We start from the raw sequence: 15110 nt of genomic DNA on the forward strand, positions 1-15110 counted from the left end.
AGTTCATGACTCGTACTGCGTTGGTGACCGGAGCAAGCCGGGGTCTCGGGGCCCATATCGCTCGAATGCTCGCTCCGGACCATCACGTGTTGCTGGGTGGTCGGTCCACCGAGTCCCTCGCCCCCATTGCGTCGGAACTGTCCGGGTCCACCCCATGGCCGGTGGAACTGACCGATCCGGACGCGGTGGCCGCTGCCGCGTCGAACATCGATTCTCTGGATGTGTTGGTGCACAACGCCGGCGTGGCGGCGCTCGGGACGGTCGAAGAGTCGACGGCGGACGATTGGCGTCGCCAATACGAGGTGAACGTCATCGCCGTCGTCGAACTCACTCGATTGCTACTCCCTGCACTGCGCTCCGCCAAAGGCCATGTGGTGCTGATCAATTCGGGTGCCGGCATACGCGCCAACCCGGGTTGGGGTGCCTACGCGGCGAGCAAGTTCGCGCTCCGCGCCTTCGCTGATGCACTGCGCCTCGAGGAGCCGTCGTTACGCGTCACTTCGGTGCACCCAGGACGCATCGACACCGAGATGCAGCAAGAGATCGTCGCGCACGAAGGCGGGGAGTACGACGGCTCGAAGTTCCTGCAGCCCAGCACCGTTGCCCGTGCAGTGCGCAACGCAATCGATACTCCCGCCGATGCTCACCCCACGGAATTGGTGCTCCGCACCAGGTGAGCGAAACTTCGTAGCAGGGGTCGAGTTTCCACTCACAACATGAGGTTCGTCCCGGCGTTGTTCACAGGACCGACTGCATCTCCCTCTTCACCCTTGCCAGTGGACGAATGGAGTCTTCGCATTCACTCGGATGATCTACCGCTTACGGTCCGGGGCGGCGACTGCCGACTAACTCGGGAACGCATCCACAGGTTCCAGCAACGCGGACAATCCAGCTTCAGAGCTCGTCCAGTTTCACGATGCCGTCTTGCAGGGCGCGCGCGACGAGTGCAGCTTTCGTTGGAGCGGCGCGGCCGACGCGGGAGTACTTGTCGCGGATCCTCGTCAGGTGCGTGTTGACGGTGCCCAATGCGATGTGGAGGCGTGCGCCCACGTCGACCTTGGAATCGCAGTCCAGCCACGCCTTGAGCACGGTGATCTCACGCGCGGTCAGGCCCGGTGAGGTGTACACCCCCACAGCCCGCGCGGGCGCAGGGGTGGGCCTCGCTCCGCCGGGCCTGGTACCGAGTGGAGAGCGGACGCCGCTCGACACCGAGACTCGCGAATAAAGTTGGGGTCGATGACTCGTCGCTACCATCTTGGCCTCCTGATGCAATCGGCCTACGGACCGATCTGAATCTGACCACGGTTGCCGAACTCTATGCAACACAAGCTTATTCGAGGCTTTACTCCACAAAGCATGTCCGGCTACACCATGCTTTAGTTGAAACTAAACAGCAGGATCCGGACCATCCAATTGCTATAGTTCAAGATCCAACAATGCGGTGCAGGTGGACGAAGGCGGTATTCGGTGAACCAGAAGTCACTCCCACGGGAGCAGTTCCTTCAGGCCGGATATCGCCTGCTCGGTGAGATGGACACGACCGATCTTGCGCGTTCGCTCTCGATCTCGGCCGTCGTCGAACGCGCGGGGCTGTCGCACCAAACTTTCCACAACACGTACCCCGGCAACTCTCGCGGCGGCGGGTCCGGTGGCAAGGAAGCTTTCGTCGAAGACCTCCTCGACCACCTCACACTCGATTACACCGGTACTGCGGCTACTACCGGCAGCCAGGACGTGAAAGCTCCGGTGTCGGCGCTGTTCGACGACCTCACGTCCGGTCTCATGCGACGTCGCCTCATCGCAGTGCTGCTGGCTGCCGACCACAACGGTGCCCGAAAGGCCGTCATCCCCGAGTTCGAGCGCTTCGACACCGACCTGCGATCCATCATCGGTCAAGCGGTGCAGGCTCACGGCGGTTCGTTGCGCCAACCACTGTCGCTGACAAACCTCTCGGCGGTCGTCGGGGCTCTGCTCGACGGGTTGGCGCTCCGGGAGGTGCTCACGCCGGGCTCGGTGTCCTCCGACGACGTTGCATCGGCCACCAACTCGATTCTCCAGTGGGCCATAGACCCACTGCATTCCGACCGCACCGTTGCCCAACCCGATCCGGGCGAAATCTCGGATGCTCTGCGGCCCGACCTCGAGGCCGACGTGATCGCGGCGACCGAAACTCTGTTCGTCGACAACGGCTACTTCCTGGTCACCCTGGCCGACATCGCGGCGGCGGCGAAGATCCGCGTAGAAGACCTTCGACGACTGTTTCCGAGCAAGGTCGACATCATCGTTGCGGCGCTGAAGCCCGAATTCGACCGTGTGCTCCGCCTCCGTCGCGCCGACGAACGCCTCGGAGTCGACCCCGCCACCGCACTGCAACGCACGTTGGTTTCGTTGGGCGAGTTCGTCATCGACAATCGAGCCATGAGCTCGGGCATGCTGCTCGCCTTGAGCTTCGAACAATTCCACCAACCGAGCACCATCACGACGGTCATCGAAAACCTCTACCTCCCGTCCGCTGTGGTCCCCATCCTCGAACGCGGACGTGAAAGCGGCGTGTTCAGCGACGACGCACCGGCACTCGAAGCCGCAATCATGTTGACCAACAACATTCTCTTCCGCTGCCTGACGCGTCCTGCGGAGTCCGCAACCGAAGTGGCGCAGGGTGTCCTGCGAATACTGATGCCCGGTGTTGCGATACGGCCAGCGTGAGGACGCTCGACTGAACTGTTGTCACCACTCCGGATGCTCGTGCTCTGCCCACTCGCTGGTCACGGCACCCTGTGTCATTCCGCGCATTGCTTCCGGGTCACGCCAGGCGTAGGTGATGTGTCCGACGACGAGTAGCCCGAATCCCAGGGCGAACCAGTCGTGTACGAATGTCGCGCCGATGCGCCAGTCCAACGGACTCCAGTTCTGGAAATACATCACGGCACCGGTGAGCAGGAGCACCAGAATCGACCCGCCGCTCAGCGCACCGTTCAGCTTCTGGCCGGCGTTGAATTTCCCGACCCCCACCGCCCCGAGTCGACGTGCTTTGGAGCGCAACCACTTCCAGTCGTCGGCGACGAATCTGTTGAGACGGCCGAGGTCCGTGCGATAGCTGCGTGAGACTGCACCGAGGATCAACGGAATCGGCAACAGAAAGCCCGACCACACATGCACGAACTCCACCACCGGACGATTGCCGACCAGCACCGCGAGCGACCCGATGTACAGAATCGCCGCGGTCACCATGCACACGATCACCAAGACCCCGACTGCACAGTGCACGTACCGTTCTACCCGGTCGAACCGTGCGCGGTCGTCAGCTCGTGGGGTCATCTCGACGTCCGTTCGACTCGCCGACGAAGCCATCGATGTCGTATCCGCGTTTCTCCCAGTAACCCGGCACCACGTTGTCCGTCAGCTCGATTCCGCCGAGCCACTTGATGCTCTTGTAGCCGTACATCGAAGCGACGAACAACCGCACCGGACCTCCGTGATCGTGGGTGACGGGGCCGTCGAGCATGGTCAACGCAACCAGTACGTCGTCGCGTCGCGCCTGCTCGAGCGTCAGACTCTCGGTATACGTGCCGTCGAACGAGGTGAACCGCAACGACGTCGCCGACGCGGTGGGTCCGACGGCATCGAGGATATCGGCCAATCGCACTCCGCTCCAAGCAACTTCCGGTACACGCCATCCCGTCACGCACTGGAAGTCACGCACCAACGACGTCTGCGGCATCGAGCGGAGGTCCTGCAGAGTGAACGTGCGCGGTGTGTCGACGGAACCGCCCACCGTCAAGGCATAGGAGTTCTCGTCCTTGCGCGGCGCGCCCTGCGTCACCGAATAGAACCGAAAATTGTCGCCGACGGGAATCAGTCCGATCAGTCCCGTCGGATCGTGATTTCCGAGCGGCCCGAGTACGGACGCGAGACCCTTCTGCACCGCGCCCCCACCGACGATGCCCGCGACCCCGGCCGCCACCAGGCCGAGCACGACTCGGCGACCCACGGGGCTACCCGCAATCTTCGGCTCGTCGATCGGCATCCCTCCACTGTCCACGGCGGACCCGGATCAGGCCACATCGGGCGTCGAATCAGGTCTGGAACTTCGCCCGGAGAAGTCTTACGGTTGATTCATGGCACTGTCGAAGACAGAACGCGAACAGTATCTGGCCGAATCGCATATCGCCGCCCTCTCGGTAGCGGCCGGGGCGGACCGTGGCCCGCTGACGGTACCGATCTGGTACGACTACACCCCCGGCGGTGAAGCCTGGGTGTTGACCGGTGCCACGTCGAAGAAGGCCCAATTGATCAGGACTGCAGGGCGATTCACTCTGATGATCGAGCAGTCCGATCCGACGATCCGCTACGTCAGCGTCGAAGGTCCGGTGGCGCGAGAGGAGCCGAGTACTCCCGAGTTGCTGCGCGCCATGGCAGCCCGCTACCTGCCCCCGGAGAAGGTCGACGGCTACCTCGAGATGGCCAACCGTGAGCACGAGGAGAACGTGGTGTTCTACCTGCGCCCCGAACACTGGCTGTCTGCCGATCTCGGGGCCATCTGAGAGAACTACGAAGTCGGGGTCAAGGCATTGCCGGGCGGGATCGTCACACAGTTGCTGTGCGTCGGCCCACCGCTGAACCGTTCGGTCAGGAACTGCAGGCTCTGCGCCTCGAATACCGGGAAGGCGTCGCTGTGCGTCAGGCCGCCGTACTGCGCGTACTGCACATCCACGCCCCGGCCGCAGTAGCCGTACGCCAGTCCCTGCACATCGCCGGTGATCATGACGGTATCGCCGATCGGATCGGCGTGACCGACGGCCAGAAACATCGGCGTCCGCGGAGTGCCCTGGCTGCCCATGATGTTGTCGGCGATCGCCGCCACCACCTCGGGTACATCCAGCAGGGAGGTGTACGGGGCCTTGACCATCGAGGCGTCGGTGAGTGTCGGGTAGTCGTCGGCGAACTGGGCGATGCATTCCTGATCGACCTGGTCGATCACCTCGAAGCCGTAGTCGGAGATGAAACTGTTCAGGTCGAGGTCGTACGCACGCTCGTAGGCGACGATCAGTGCCGGGATGACACCCGCCCACTCTCTGTTACCGCTGACGTACGGAAGGTTGTGAGCCAGGTCGACCGGTAGCCCGCCGGCCGCCGCACCGACCAGATTCAGCTCGGGCGCGTACTCGGGGGCAACTTCGGCACCCCACTGCGTCGGGACGGATCCACCGGAGTACCCGACCATGCCGACGGGCGTGCTCGACGGAAGCTGCAGGAGGGACTGCGCGGCACGAATGCCGTCCAGAGCGGCGTAGCCCGACTGCCGCCCGATCGTCCATTCGAGCTCCTCGCCCTCGTAATCCGGCACGACGACGGTGTAGCCGGCTGCAAGGTAACCGGCAATGACCGCCTGTTCCGCGCCGGCAATGGGACTCGTGGACCCGCCGCTGAGGGTGTACGAGGGATTGCATTGCGAGCCGAGGGCGTCGTACGCCATGTGGTACGAGACGATCCGCGTCGGCCCGGGGATCAAGGGCCGCAGCACTGTGGCGACCGTGACGACGCCGTCGCCCTGCTGGTCGGTAGTCCTGTAGAGCACCTGGCTACCTGTGATCGGCGTCGGCTGGGTGGGGGTACGGAACGTCATGGGCCTCGACCGCAGCACCGTTCCCGGGGAGACGTCCAGGCCGCCGTCCCAATCGTAGAACGGATCATCCGCTGGAACCGGCGAGCCGGGTCCCGGATCTGCTTGTGCAACGGGGACACTCACGAGCGTCGCGGACCCGAGAAGTAGCACGACGGAGGCCATCAGCCTCAACGCAAACCCTCTACCAGCTGGTGACATGCAACAAATTAAACCCCCGCGAGCTCGAAGTTATGGACGGAAATCGCAAGATTTTCATCCATAACTTCGAGTTCGGCGGAGGCGAAAGCTACTTCAGGACGATGTTCACCATGCGACCCGGGATCACGATGATCTTGGTCGGGGCCTTACCGTCGAGCAGGGCCACGATTTTCTCGTCTTCCAATGCCGTCTTCTCTACGTCGTCCTTCGTTGCATCGGCAGACACAGTGATGCGGCTGCGGACCTTGCCGTTGACCTGGATGGGGTAGTCGACGGTATCGGCGACCAACCACTTCTTCTCCACGCGCGGGAATGGCCCGTGCGCCAACGACTTCTCGTGTCCGAGCCTGCCCCACAGGTCCTCGGCGAGGTGCGGCGCCAGAGGAGCGAGCATCAGGATCAACGGCTCCACCACACCGCGTGGAGCACCGTCGGGGTACGCCTTGGTGATGTGATTGGTCAGCTCGATCAACTTGGCACCGGCCGTATTGTCGCGCAGCGCAGCGTAATCCGCGTGCACACCGTCGATCACCCGGTTCAGGACCCGCAACGTGTCCTCGGTGGGCTTGGCGTCGGTGACGCGAACCTCGCCGGTCACCTCGTCGAGCACCAATCGCCAGACGCGCTGCAGGAAACGCTGCGCGCCGACGACGTCCTTCGTCGCCCACGGCCTCGAGGTGTCCAACGGACCCATCGACATCTCGTAGACACGCAGGGTGTCGGCACCGTACTCGGCGAAGATCTCGTCGGGCGAGACCGAGTTCTTCAGGGACTTACCCATTTTGCCGTACTCACGGTTGACGGGCTGGTCCTGGTAGAAGTAGCCGCCGTCGCGTTCGACGACCTCGGCTGCAGGTACGTAGACCCCGCGGGAATCGGTGTACGCGTAGGCCTGGATGTAGCCCTGGTTGTACAGGCGCCGGTAGGGCTCGCTGGAGCTGACGTGACCCAGATCGAACAGCACCTTGTGCCAGAAGCGCGAGTACAGCAGGTGCAACACCGCATGCTCGACGCCACCGACGTAGAGATCCACTCCGCCCGGATCGTTGGGTCCGTGGATTTCGGGACGCGGCCCCACCCAGTACTTTTCGTTCTCCGGGTCTGCGAAGGCCTCGGCGTTGGTGGGGTCGACGTAGCGCAGCTGGTACCAAGAGCTACCGGCCCACTGCGGCATCACGTTGGTGTCGCGAGTGTAGGTCTGCAGTCCGTCGCCCAGATCGAGTTCGACGTTGACCCACTCGTCGGCCTTGGCCAGCGGTGGGGACGGCTCGGAGCTGGCGTCGTCAGGATCGAACGAGACCGGGGCGTAGTTCTCGATCTCGGGAAGTTCCACCGGCAGAGCAGAATCGGGCAGTCCGTGCGGGTTGCCTTCGGCGTCCCAGACGATCGGGAACGGCTCGCCCCAGTAGCGCTGGCGCGCGAAGAGCCAGTCGCGCAGCTTGTACTGAATTGTGCCGCGGCCCTTGCCTTCCGACTCCAGTCGGGAAATGACAGCGGCTTTGGCCTCGTCCACCGGCAGGCCGTCGAGGAAACCGGAGTTCACCAATTCACCGTCGCCGACGTAAGCCGCCTCGGTGACATCGCCGCCGGAGATGACCTCGCGCACAGGCAGATCGAATGCCGTCGCGAACTCCCAGTCACGTGCGTCGTGGCCCGGAACGGCCATGATGGCACCGGTGCCGTACCCGGTCAGCACGTAATCGGCGATGAACACCGGCACCTGCTCACCGTTGACCGGGTTCTCGGCGTACGCACCGATGAAGACGCCGGTCTTCTCTTTGTTCTCCTGCCGCTCGAGATCGGACTTCGCGGCGATCGACGCGCGGTATGCGGCAACGGCTTCGGCCGGTGTCGCGGCGCCGCCGGTCCACTTGTCCGAAATTCCGGCAGGCCACTGCTCGGCCACCATGCCGTCGACCAGATCGTGCTCGGGCGCCAGCACCACGTAGGTGGCACCGAACAGCGTGTCCGGGCGGGTGGTGAACACCTCGATCCCGGAGAACGAGACCTGCGCTCCGCGAGAGCGTCCGATCCAGTTGCGCTGCATGGTCTTGACCTTCTCGGGCCAATCCAGGTATTCGAGGTCGTCGACCAGCCGATCGGAGTACGCAGTGATGCGCATCATCCACTGGCGCAGGTTCTTTCGGAAGACCGGGAAGTTGCCGCGATCGCTACGTCCGTCGGCGGTGACCTCCTCGTTGGCCAGCACGGTACCCAGGCCAGGGCACCAGTTGACCATCGAGTTGGACTCGTACACCAAACGGAAGCCGTCGATCACCTCGCGGCGTTCACCGACGGTCAGCGACTCCCAGGAGCGGCCGTCGTCCAATGTCCGCTCACCCGAGGCGAATTCCGCCTCCAGCTCCGAGATGGGGCGCGCCTTGCCGAGCTCGTCGTCGAACCAAGCATTGAAGATCTGCAGAAAGATCCACTGCGTCCAGTGGTAGAAGTCGACATCCGTCGTCGCCAGGGACCGTCGACGATCGTGCCCGAGACCCAGCCGACGCAACTGGCGTCGCATGTTGACGATGTTGTCCTCGGTGGTGCTGCGCGGATGCGTACCCGTCTGCACGGCGTACTGCTCGGCGGGCAGCCCGAAGGCGTCGTAGCCCAGTGCGTGCAGCACGTTGCGTCCCTGCATGCGGTGGTACCGCGCGAATACATCGGTGGCGATGTAGCCCAGGGGGTGCCCGACATGCAGGCCGCTGCCCGACGGGTACGGGAACATGTCCTGGACGAAGAGCTTGTCCTTGGGGACGTCTCCGGCGAGCGCTCCGACCGGGTTGGGCGCGTCGAAGGTGCCCTGCGATTCCCACAGGTCCTGCCACTGCTCCTCGATGCGCCCGGCGAGTTCGGCTGTGTAGCGGTACTCGGGAACGGACTCGGTGGATGCTTCAACGGAATCGGTCACACCTACCAGCCTAAAGTGTGACGCGGCCCGCCTGGTACCAGGACCTCGCTGCGCCGTATCCTGGCCAGGTGGTCATCGTCTCGGTTGTGTTGTTCGTGCTCGCCCTCGTCGTCGGGGCTGTCGCTGCCCTGTCGCTGCTCGGCCGGCTCCCGCGCAATCGATTCGCCGGTGTCCGTACCCCCGAGGCAATGCGCGACGACGAGACGTTCGTCCTCGCGAACCGTGTCGCCGGCCCGACCACAGCCGCATCTGCGCTGGTACTGGCCATCGGCGGCGTAGCCGCACTCGCACTGAGCGGCATCGCAGCGGTCGTCGGAGTGGTCGTTGCCCTCGCTGCAGCGCTGTTCATCGCCGCAGCCGGCGGATCCATCGGTGCCCGCGCAGCCGCGGCAGTGCCGGCACCCGCCGAGGCCGACGGATGCGGACAATCGTGCATCTCGTGCAGCCTCAAGGACGCCTGCCAGCCGAGCTGAGCGCATGAAACAGAAGAGTCTGCGCACCTTCGATCCGGCCGGAGTCGTCTTCGGCGTCGTCCTCCCGCTCGCGGTTGCCGCTCTCTGCCTCGTCCTGGCCTATCTGTGGGAGGGTCGCCTGCCGGACCAGGTGGCGACTCACTTCAGCGGAACCCAGCCGGACGACTTCTCCAATCCGCTCGCCAACGCCTGGACCGTCGCCATCGTCATCGTGTTGGTCGGCGGCGGTGTGAGCGCGGTGGCCGCCCTGGCCCGAGTGCTGCTGATCATGCGTCGGACGATGCTGATCATCGGGCTCACCGTCGTCGGGACGATCGGCGTGCTGGAGATCGCGACCCTCGCACGCGAACTCGACCTACCCACCGAGCAGAGCGTCACCATTCCCGGCTGGGCCATCGCCGTCGGTACCGTTGCCGGGTTCGCCATCGGACTGTTCGGAGCGACGCGCCTGCGGGATCACCGCCAACGCGTCGTCGCCACCGCACCCCTGCACACCGACCTACCTCGGTGCGGCCTCGAACTGCCGCTGGTGGTTCCCGTCGGAGCGAGCCGCGTCGCCGCAGTCACGGTGATCGCGCTGTCTGCGGCCGGAGCCGGCGTGACGTGCTACCTCTCGAATTCGCCGTGGCCGATCTTTCTGTTCGTTCCGCTGACCATCCTGATCCTGTCCCTACTGCGATTCACCGTGCACATCGACAGCGACGGTCTCTACGTCTCGAGCCTGGGAATGGCGGCATTCGATTACGACATCGCCGAGATCACCGGTGCCTCGGTGCGGACGGTGCACCCGGCCAAGGACTTCGGCGGGTGGGGTCTTCGAGCGAAGGGCCGCGGCAACTACGCCGTCGCGACCGAAGCCGGGCCGGCGGCATTCGTCACCTTCGCCAACGGTGATCGACTGACCATCGGAACCGCAGCCGCCGACACGATCGCGGGAACGCTCAACACCCTCACCGACCGTGCCCGCACCACCACTGCGGACTGAGTGGCCGAGTGAAAGCGTTGCGGGACACCGTCCTGGATCCCTTCCTGCTGAGCATCTTCGCGGTCGCCGCGCTGGCGAGCATCTTCCCCGCGTCGGGAACCGCCGAGGACGTTCTCGGCTGGGTGACACGCGTCGCCATCGGGCTGCTGTTTCTCATCTACGGCGCGCGACTGTCCCCACGTGACGCCTGGGAAGGCGTCAAACACTGGCGCTTGCACTCGGTGATCCTGGCGTCGACGTACCTGCTGTTCCCCGCGCTCGGCCTGGCCCTGAGGGTCCTCGAACCGAGTCTGCTCAGCGAGGACCTCTACACCGGAGTGCTGTTCCTCTGCCTGGTGCCCTCGACCGTCCAATCCTCGATCGCCTTCACCTCCATCGCCCGAGGCAACGTGGCCGGTGCCGTGGTGAGCGCGTCGTTCTCCAACATCCTCGGCGTGTTCGTCACCCCGCTGCTGGTGCTCGCGCTGATGACCACCACGGGTTCGGCGAGCATCGATCCCAGCTCGATCCTCGACATCGTTGCGCAGCTGCTGCTCCCGTTCGCCGTCGGTCAGTTGCTCCGACCCTGGGTGACGGGCTGGCTGACCCGCCACAGCGCGTCGACGAAGCTCGTCGACCGGGGATCGATTCTGCTGGTCGTCTTTTCCGCCTTCAGCGCATCGATGAATCAACACGTGTGGTCCTCGGTCGCCCTGTGGCGCATCGGCATCGTCGTCGCCGTGTGCATCCTGCTGCTCGCCCTCGTTCTGACGATCACCTGGTACGCAGGCAAGTGGTTCGGTTTCTCGCTCGAGGATCGTCTGGTGCTGCTGTTCTGCGGATCCAAGAAGAGCCTGGCGAGCGGACTGCCGATGGCCGCCGTGCTGTTCGTCGGCCAACCCATCGGGTTGATCGTCCTGCCGCTGTTGCTGTTCCATCAGATCCAACTGATGGTGTGCACCGTCATCGCTCAGCATTTCGCGCGTCGACCGGAACCGAGCCCGGCGGCGGTCGTCGCGGACTAGGTTGGTGTCAGTCGAGAAATCGGAGAAGACAATGCCCAGGAAACTGCACACGGACGGCGTCGTCTCTGCCGCCTACACCGGCCGGCTCGCCACCGATCCTGTACCCGCACTGCGACTCCCCGAGAATCAACTCGACCCCGACGCCGCCTACCGCTACATCCACGACGAACTGATGCTCGACGGCAGCTCACGCCTCAACCTGGCGACGTTCGTCACCACCTGGATGGATCCGCAGGCCGAAAAGCTGATGGCGGAAACGTTCGACAAGAACATGATCGACAAGGACGAGTACCCGTCCACCGCGGCCATCGAAGAACGCTGCGTCAACATCGTCGCGGATCTGTTCCACGCACCCGGCCTCGACCGCGAGGACCCGTCGTCGGCCACCGGCGTCTCGACCATCGGATCCAGTGAAGCAGTCATGCTGGCGGGGTTGGCGCTCAAGTGGCGCTGGCGGGCGAAGGGCGCCGGGACAGGAACCCCGAACCTGGTGTTGGGCAGCAATGTCCAGGTGGTGTGGGAGAAATTCTGTCGCTACTTCGACGTCGAACCCAAGTACCTGCCCGTCGAACGCGGGCGCTACGTCATCACCCCGGAGCAGGTTCGGGACGCGGTGGACGAGAACACCATCGGCGTCGTGGCGATTCTCGGCACCACGTTCACCGGTGAACTCGAACCGGTACAGGAAATCTGCGCCGTCCTCGACGAGATCGACGGCGGCGGTGGACCCGACGTACCGGTTCACGTCGACGCGGCCAGCGGTGGGTTCGTCGTACCGTTTCTGTACCCGGAGCTCGAATGGGACTTCCGTCTGCCTCGGGTCAAGTCCATCAACGCCAGCGGACACAAGTACGGATTGACCTATCCGGGAATCGGATTCGCCATCTGGCGGACCAAAGAAGACCTGCCCGAGGATCTCGTGTTCCGCGTGAACTACCTCGGCGGCGACATGCCCACCTTCACGCTGAACTTCTCGCGGCCGGGCAATCAGGTCATCGGCCAGTACTACAATTTTCTGCGCCTGGGCCGGTCCGGCTACACCGACATCATGAAAGCACTGCGCGACACCGCAGTTCGCGTCAGCACTCATCTCGCGGGACATCCCGATATCGACGTGATCACCGACGGATCGGCCATCCCGGTCCTGTCGTTCATGCTGAAGGAGCACTGCGAGTTCACCGTGTTCGACGTGTCCCACGAACTGCGAGCCAGCGGCTGGCAGGTGCCGGCGTACACGATGCCCGACAACGCCACCGACGTCGCCGTACTCAGAATCGTCGTCCGCGAGGGCTTCAGCGCAGACCTCGGCCGCATGCTGTGCATCGCCATCGACGAGGTGATCGACGGTCTGAAATCAGGCGGACACTCGACCGCGCGGGCTTTTTCGCACTAGGTTGCGTCCTGGGTCGTGAGTGGAAACTCGACCCCTGCTACGAGGCGGGAGTGGAGCCTGCGGAACGACCCGAAGGCACTTTCGCGCACGTGCGGCGCAGCCGATCTCAGTTCCGTTCGACGTCGATCGGGTGGGATGCCAACAGCGCCAACGGCATCGGCTGACGACGCAGAACCTGCGCCCACAGGTCAACGCGCGGCGGACCGATCACATCGGAAGCCAAGGCCGACAACACGATCCAGTCTTCTCGGTCCAGTTCACCTTCGAGCTGCCCGAATGTCCACCCCGAGTACCCGGCGAAGATACGCACACCCTCCACGTACGGCGCGATGTCTGCGGGGTCGGAATCCAGATCGACCATCACCACCCGGCCGTCGACTCGGCGCAGACCGGCGACCCCCTCGATCGACGCACCGGTGCGCAGCGTGGCCAGACACAGTGCCGAATCACGCTTGACCGGACCACCGACGTACAGGGCCCGCGGCTTCGCGGCGAGCTCGGACCAATCGGGCAGCACGTTCTGCACCGCGGTCTCACTGGGGCGATTGATCACGACGCCGAGACTGCCCGCGTCGTTGTGTTCGATGATGTAGATGACGGTGCGCCGAAACGTGGGCTCCACGAGTTCGATGGACGACACCAGCAGACTGCCGGGACGAACATCATGCAGTGCCGACGCCGTCCGATCCTCGGGTTCCTCCGCATGCGCTGCCACATCAGCCATTGTGGCACCGCACACCGCCGGATGTGGCACAAGCACGACGGCCAGTCCTCGGTCCTACTCGAGCCCGGCAATCTTCGTCAGAATCCCCAACTGGAACTCGAACAACGCGTCCCGGTCGGCAAACGTCGTCGCGCCGTACTGATCGAACACGTCGAAATTGATCGCACCGAACAGTGACGCCCACACCATCACGCCCAATGCGATGAGCTCGTCGGGCAGGTCCATGTCCATCTGGGCGCGGATGTCCTCGAAACTTGCGTGCAGCGACGCCAACTCGGTGGGTGCCGATTCGATGTCCGGGCGACGGATGTCCCAGGCCGACTGCAGGACTGCGACCAATGTGGTGATCACCCGGGTCCCCGGGCCGGTGGTCTGTTCGGCGGGCGCGTGGTAGCCGGGTACGGGGCTGCCGAAGAGCAGCGCGTACCGGGCCGGTTCTCGCAGTCCCCATCGACGCACCGCCCGGCTCAACGCCCGGAACTTGTCGGCGGGGCCGTCCGCCGCGTCGACGGCCGCGTCGACTTCGTCGCCCAGCTCGGAATACGCGTCGACGACGAGCAACGTCAGTAGTTCGTCCCGGCTCGAGACGTAGCGATAGACCGCTGAGGAGACGACGCCCAGATCTCGGGCGACCGCGCGAAGCGACAGGGCAGCAGCACCGTCTGCGGCCAGGTGCTCGCGTCCGATGCGGGTGATGTCGCTCAGAGTCTGGGCGCGGGCTCGGGTACGCGGAGTGCTCGCCATGCTCGCTACTGTAACTGCCGCTCTTTTCCGAGAGCACTGCTCTTGCTTTTCTCCGAGCAGAGGTGCACACTCGACACATCAGAGAGCACCGCTCTCGTTTACCGAAACGGAGTAGCCATGTCAGAACTTCACGTCGTCACCGGTGCCGGACCCGTCGGCTGGACGATCGCCGAACAGCTTGCCGCGCAGGGACATACGGTACGGATCCTCACTCGGTCCGGCAGCGGGCCACAGCATCCGAACATCGAACGGCGAACGGTCGACATCGAGTCCGACGAGCTCCGAGCGCAGGTCGACGGAGCAACCGCCATCTATCACTGCACCCACGCCGCCTACGAGAACAAGGTGTGGCGCGACAAGCTCGAGGCGATGGAACGACGTGTGCTCGACGCGGCCGCGGGCACGGTCGTCGTGTTCCCCGAAAGTCTCTACGCCTACGGCCGGGTCGACGGGCCCATTCGCGAGGACTCGCCCAGAAACGCCACGTTCCGCAAGCTGGGTGTGCGCACCGCACTCCTGGCCGCACGCGACGCTCACTCGACCCCCACCGTCAGCATCGCGGCATCCGACTTCTACGGCCCACGGGTGCTCGTCTCGCACATGGGAGAACGTGTGGTCGCCAATGTGCTCGCCGGTAAGACCATTCGGGTGATCGGGGCCGCGAACCTACCCCATTCCTTCACGTACGTGCCGGATTTCGCAGCCGCGATGATCGTCGCGGCCGCACGACCGTCCACGTGGAACACCGTCCTGCATGCACCGACCGCCCCCGCGGTGACTCAGCGGGAGATGATCGAGATGTATTCCGCTGCAGCGCACTTGCCGACCCCGAAGATCGGTGTCGTGCCGGCTTGGGTCATGCGAGCACTGGGGCTCGTTTCCGGTCCGATGAAAGAGCTGGGGGACACCCTGTACCAGTTCCGCGACCCCTACATCCTCGATTCCAGCCACAGCGAGCGCGTTCTCGGCCTCGAGCCCACCCCGCTCGCCGACGGCACAGCCGCCACGATCGCGTGGTGGAAGGCAGACAAGCCCGCCGTATCGGTGTGACC

At 64.5% G+C, this 15110-nt stretch carries 15 protein-coding genes; 8 read left to right on the forward strand and 7 right to left on the reverse strand.

Translation table 11 applies throughout. The features are described 5' to 3' along the window. Nucleotides 1-5: 5 nt before the first annotated feature. Nucleotides 6-677 (forward strand): SDR family oxidoreductase, encoded by a 672-nt coding sequence (locus CH285_RS25510; protein ID WP_032389435.1) that lies wholly within the window; start codon nucleotides 6-8, stop codon nucleotides 675-677. Between the two features lie 217 nt (nucleotides 678-894). Here CH285_RS25510 and CH285_RS28535 read toward each other — a convergent pair whose 3' ends face one another. Next, complete coding sequence (locus CH285_RS28535; RefSeq protein ID WP_032367970.1) at nucleotides 895-1128, reverse strand: LuxR C-terminal-related transcriptional regulator; 234 nt, start codon at nucleotides 1126-1128, stop codon at nucleotides 895-897. 339 nt (nucleotides 1129-1467) lie between these two features. Here CH285_RS28535 and CH285_RS25520 point away from each other — a divergent pair, with 339 nt between their 5' ends. Then, nucleotides 1468-2706, forward strand: a complete 1239-nt coding sequence (locus CH285_RS25520) for a TetR/AcrR family transcriptional regulator (RefSeq protein WP_032389436.1) — start codon at nucleotides 1468-1470, stop codon at nucleotides 2704-2706. Between the two features lie 21 nt (nucleotides 2707-2727). Here CH285_RS25520 and CH285_RS25525 read toward each other — a convergent pair whose 3' ends face one another. Together CH285_RS25525 and CH285_RS25530 are read right to left on the reverse strand one after the other, a co-directional pair. Further along, nucleotides 2728-3318, reverse strand: coding sequence for a cytochrome b/b6 domain-containing protein (locus CH285_RS25525; protein WP_032389437.1), 591 nt, complete (start codon nucleotides 3316-3318; stop codon nucleotides 2728-2730). Beyond that, nucleotides 3302-4027, reverse strand: coding sequence for a molybdopterin-dependent oxidoreductase (locus tag CH285_RS25530; protein ID WP_032389640.1), 726 nt, complete (start codon nucleotides 4025-4027; stop codon nucleotides 3302-3304). The genes CH285_RS25525 and CH285_RS25530 overlap by 17 nt, the downstream gene beginning before the upstream one ends. 91 nt (nucleotides 4028-4118) lie before the next feature. Between CH285_RS25530 and CH285_RS25535 the strand changes: the two genes are divergently transcribed. Next, entirely contained in the window at nucleotides 4119-4544 is a 426-nt protein-coding gene (locus tag CH285_RS25535) for a pyridoxamine 5'-phosphate oxidase family protein (protein WP_094642750.1), read from the forward strand. A 5-nt stretch (nucleotides 4545-4549) separates the two neighbouring features. On the opposite strand, the gene CH285_RS25540 is transcribed toward CH285_RS25535, so the two are convergent. Both CH285_RS25540 and leuS read right to left on the reverse strand, forming a co-directional pair. Beyond that, a complete protein-coding gene (locus CH285_RS25540) occupies nucleotides 4550-5788 on the reverse strand; it encodes a lipase family protein (RefSeq protein WP_094642751.1) in 1239 nt (412 codons plus the stop codon). Nucleotides 5789-5912: 124 nt separating this feature from the next. Beyond that, nucleotides 5913-8735, reverse strand: coding sequence for a leucine--tRNA ligase (leuS, locus tag CH285_RS25545; RefSeq protein WP_032389439.1), 2823 nt, complete (start codon nucleotides 8733-8735; stop codon nucleotides 5913-5915). 68 nt (nucleotides 8736-8803) lie between these two features. Here leuS and CH285_RS25550 point away from each other — a divergent pair, with 68 nt between their 5' ends. The 4 genes from CH285_RS25550 to CH285_RS25565 are packed head-to-tail and all read left to right on the forward strand — an operon-like array spanning nucleotide 8804 to nucleotide 12590. Then, nucleotides 8804-9208, forward strand: coding sequence for an SdpI family protein (locus tag CH285_RS25550; RefSeq protein ID WP_027495026.1), 405 nt, complete (start codon nucleotides 8804-8806; stop codon nucleotides 9206-9208). Between the two features lie 4 nt (nucleotides 9209-9212). Next, nucleotides 9213-10193, forward strand: coding sequence for a DUF1648 domain-containing protein (locus CH285_RS25555; RefSeq protein WP_032371386.1), 981 nt, complete (start codon nucleotides 9213-9215; stop codon nucleotides 10191-10193). Between the two features lie 8 nt (nucleotides 10194-10201). Further along, the gene (locus tag CH285_RS25560; protein ID WP_027495024.1) at nucleotides 10202-11197 is read left to right on the forward strand and encodes a bile acid:sodium symporter family protein; all 996 of its coding nucleotides are present in this window, start codon (nucleotides 10202-10204) and stop codon (nucleotides 11195-11197) included. A gap of 31 nt (nucleotides 11198-11228) precedes the next feature. Continuing rightward, complete coding sequence (locus CH285_RS25565; RefSeq protein ID WP_094642752.1) at nucleotides 11229-12590, forward strand: glutamate decarboxylase; 1362 nt, start codon at nucleotides 11229-11231, stop codon at nucleotides 12588-12590. Between the two features lie 106 nt (nucleotides 12591-12696). Here CH285_RS25565 and CH285_RS25570 read toward each other — a convergent pair whose 3' ends face one another. Then, complete coding sequence (locus CH285_RS25570) at nucleotides 12697-13314, reverse strand: YqgE/AlgH family protein (RefSeq protein WP_032381871.1); 618 nt, start codon at nucleotides 13312-13314, stop codon at nucleotides 12697-12699. 54 nt (nucleotides 13315-13368) lie between these two features. After that, nucleotides 13369-14058, reverse strand: a complete 690-nt coding sequence (locus CH285_RS25575; RefSeq protein WP_027495021.1) for a TetR/AcrR family transcriptional regulator — start codon at nucleotides 14056-14058, stop codon at nucleotides 13369-13371. Nucleotides 14059-14175: 117 nt separating this feature from the next. Here CH285_RS25575 and CH285_RS25580 point away from each other — a divergent pair, with 117 nt between their 5' ends. Beyond that, complete coding sequence (locus CH285_RS25580) at nucleotides 14176-15108, forward strand: NAD-dependent epimerase/dehydratase family protein (RefSeq protein ID WP_032389442.1); 933 nt, start codon at nucleotides 14176-14178, stop codon at nucleotides 15106-15108. Nucleotides 15109-15110 lie beyond the last annotated feature (2 nt).

This window comes from Rhodococcus sp. 05-2256-B1 (assembly GCF_002258465.1).
GTDB lineage: Bacteria > Actinomycetota > Actinomycetes > Mycobacteriales > Mycobacteriaceae > Rhodococcoides > Rhodococcoides fascians.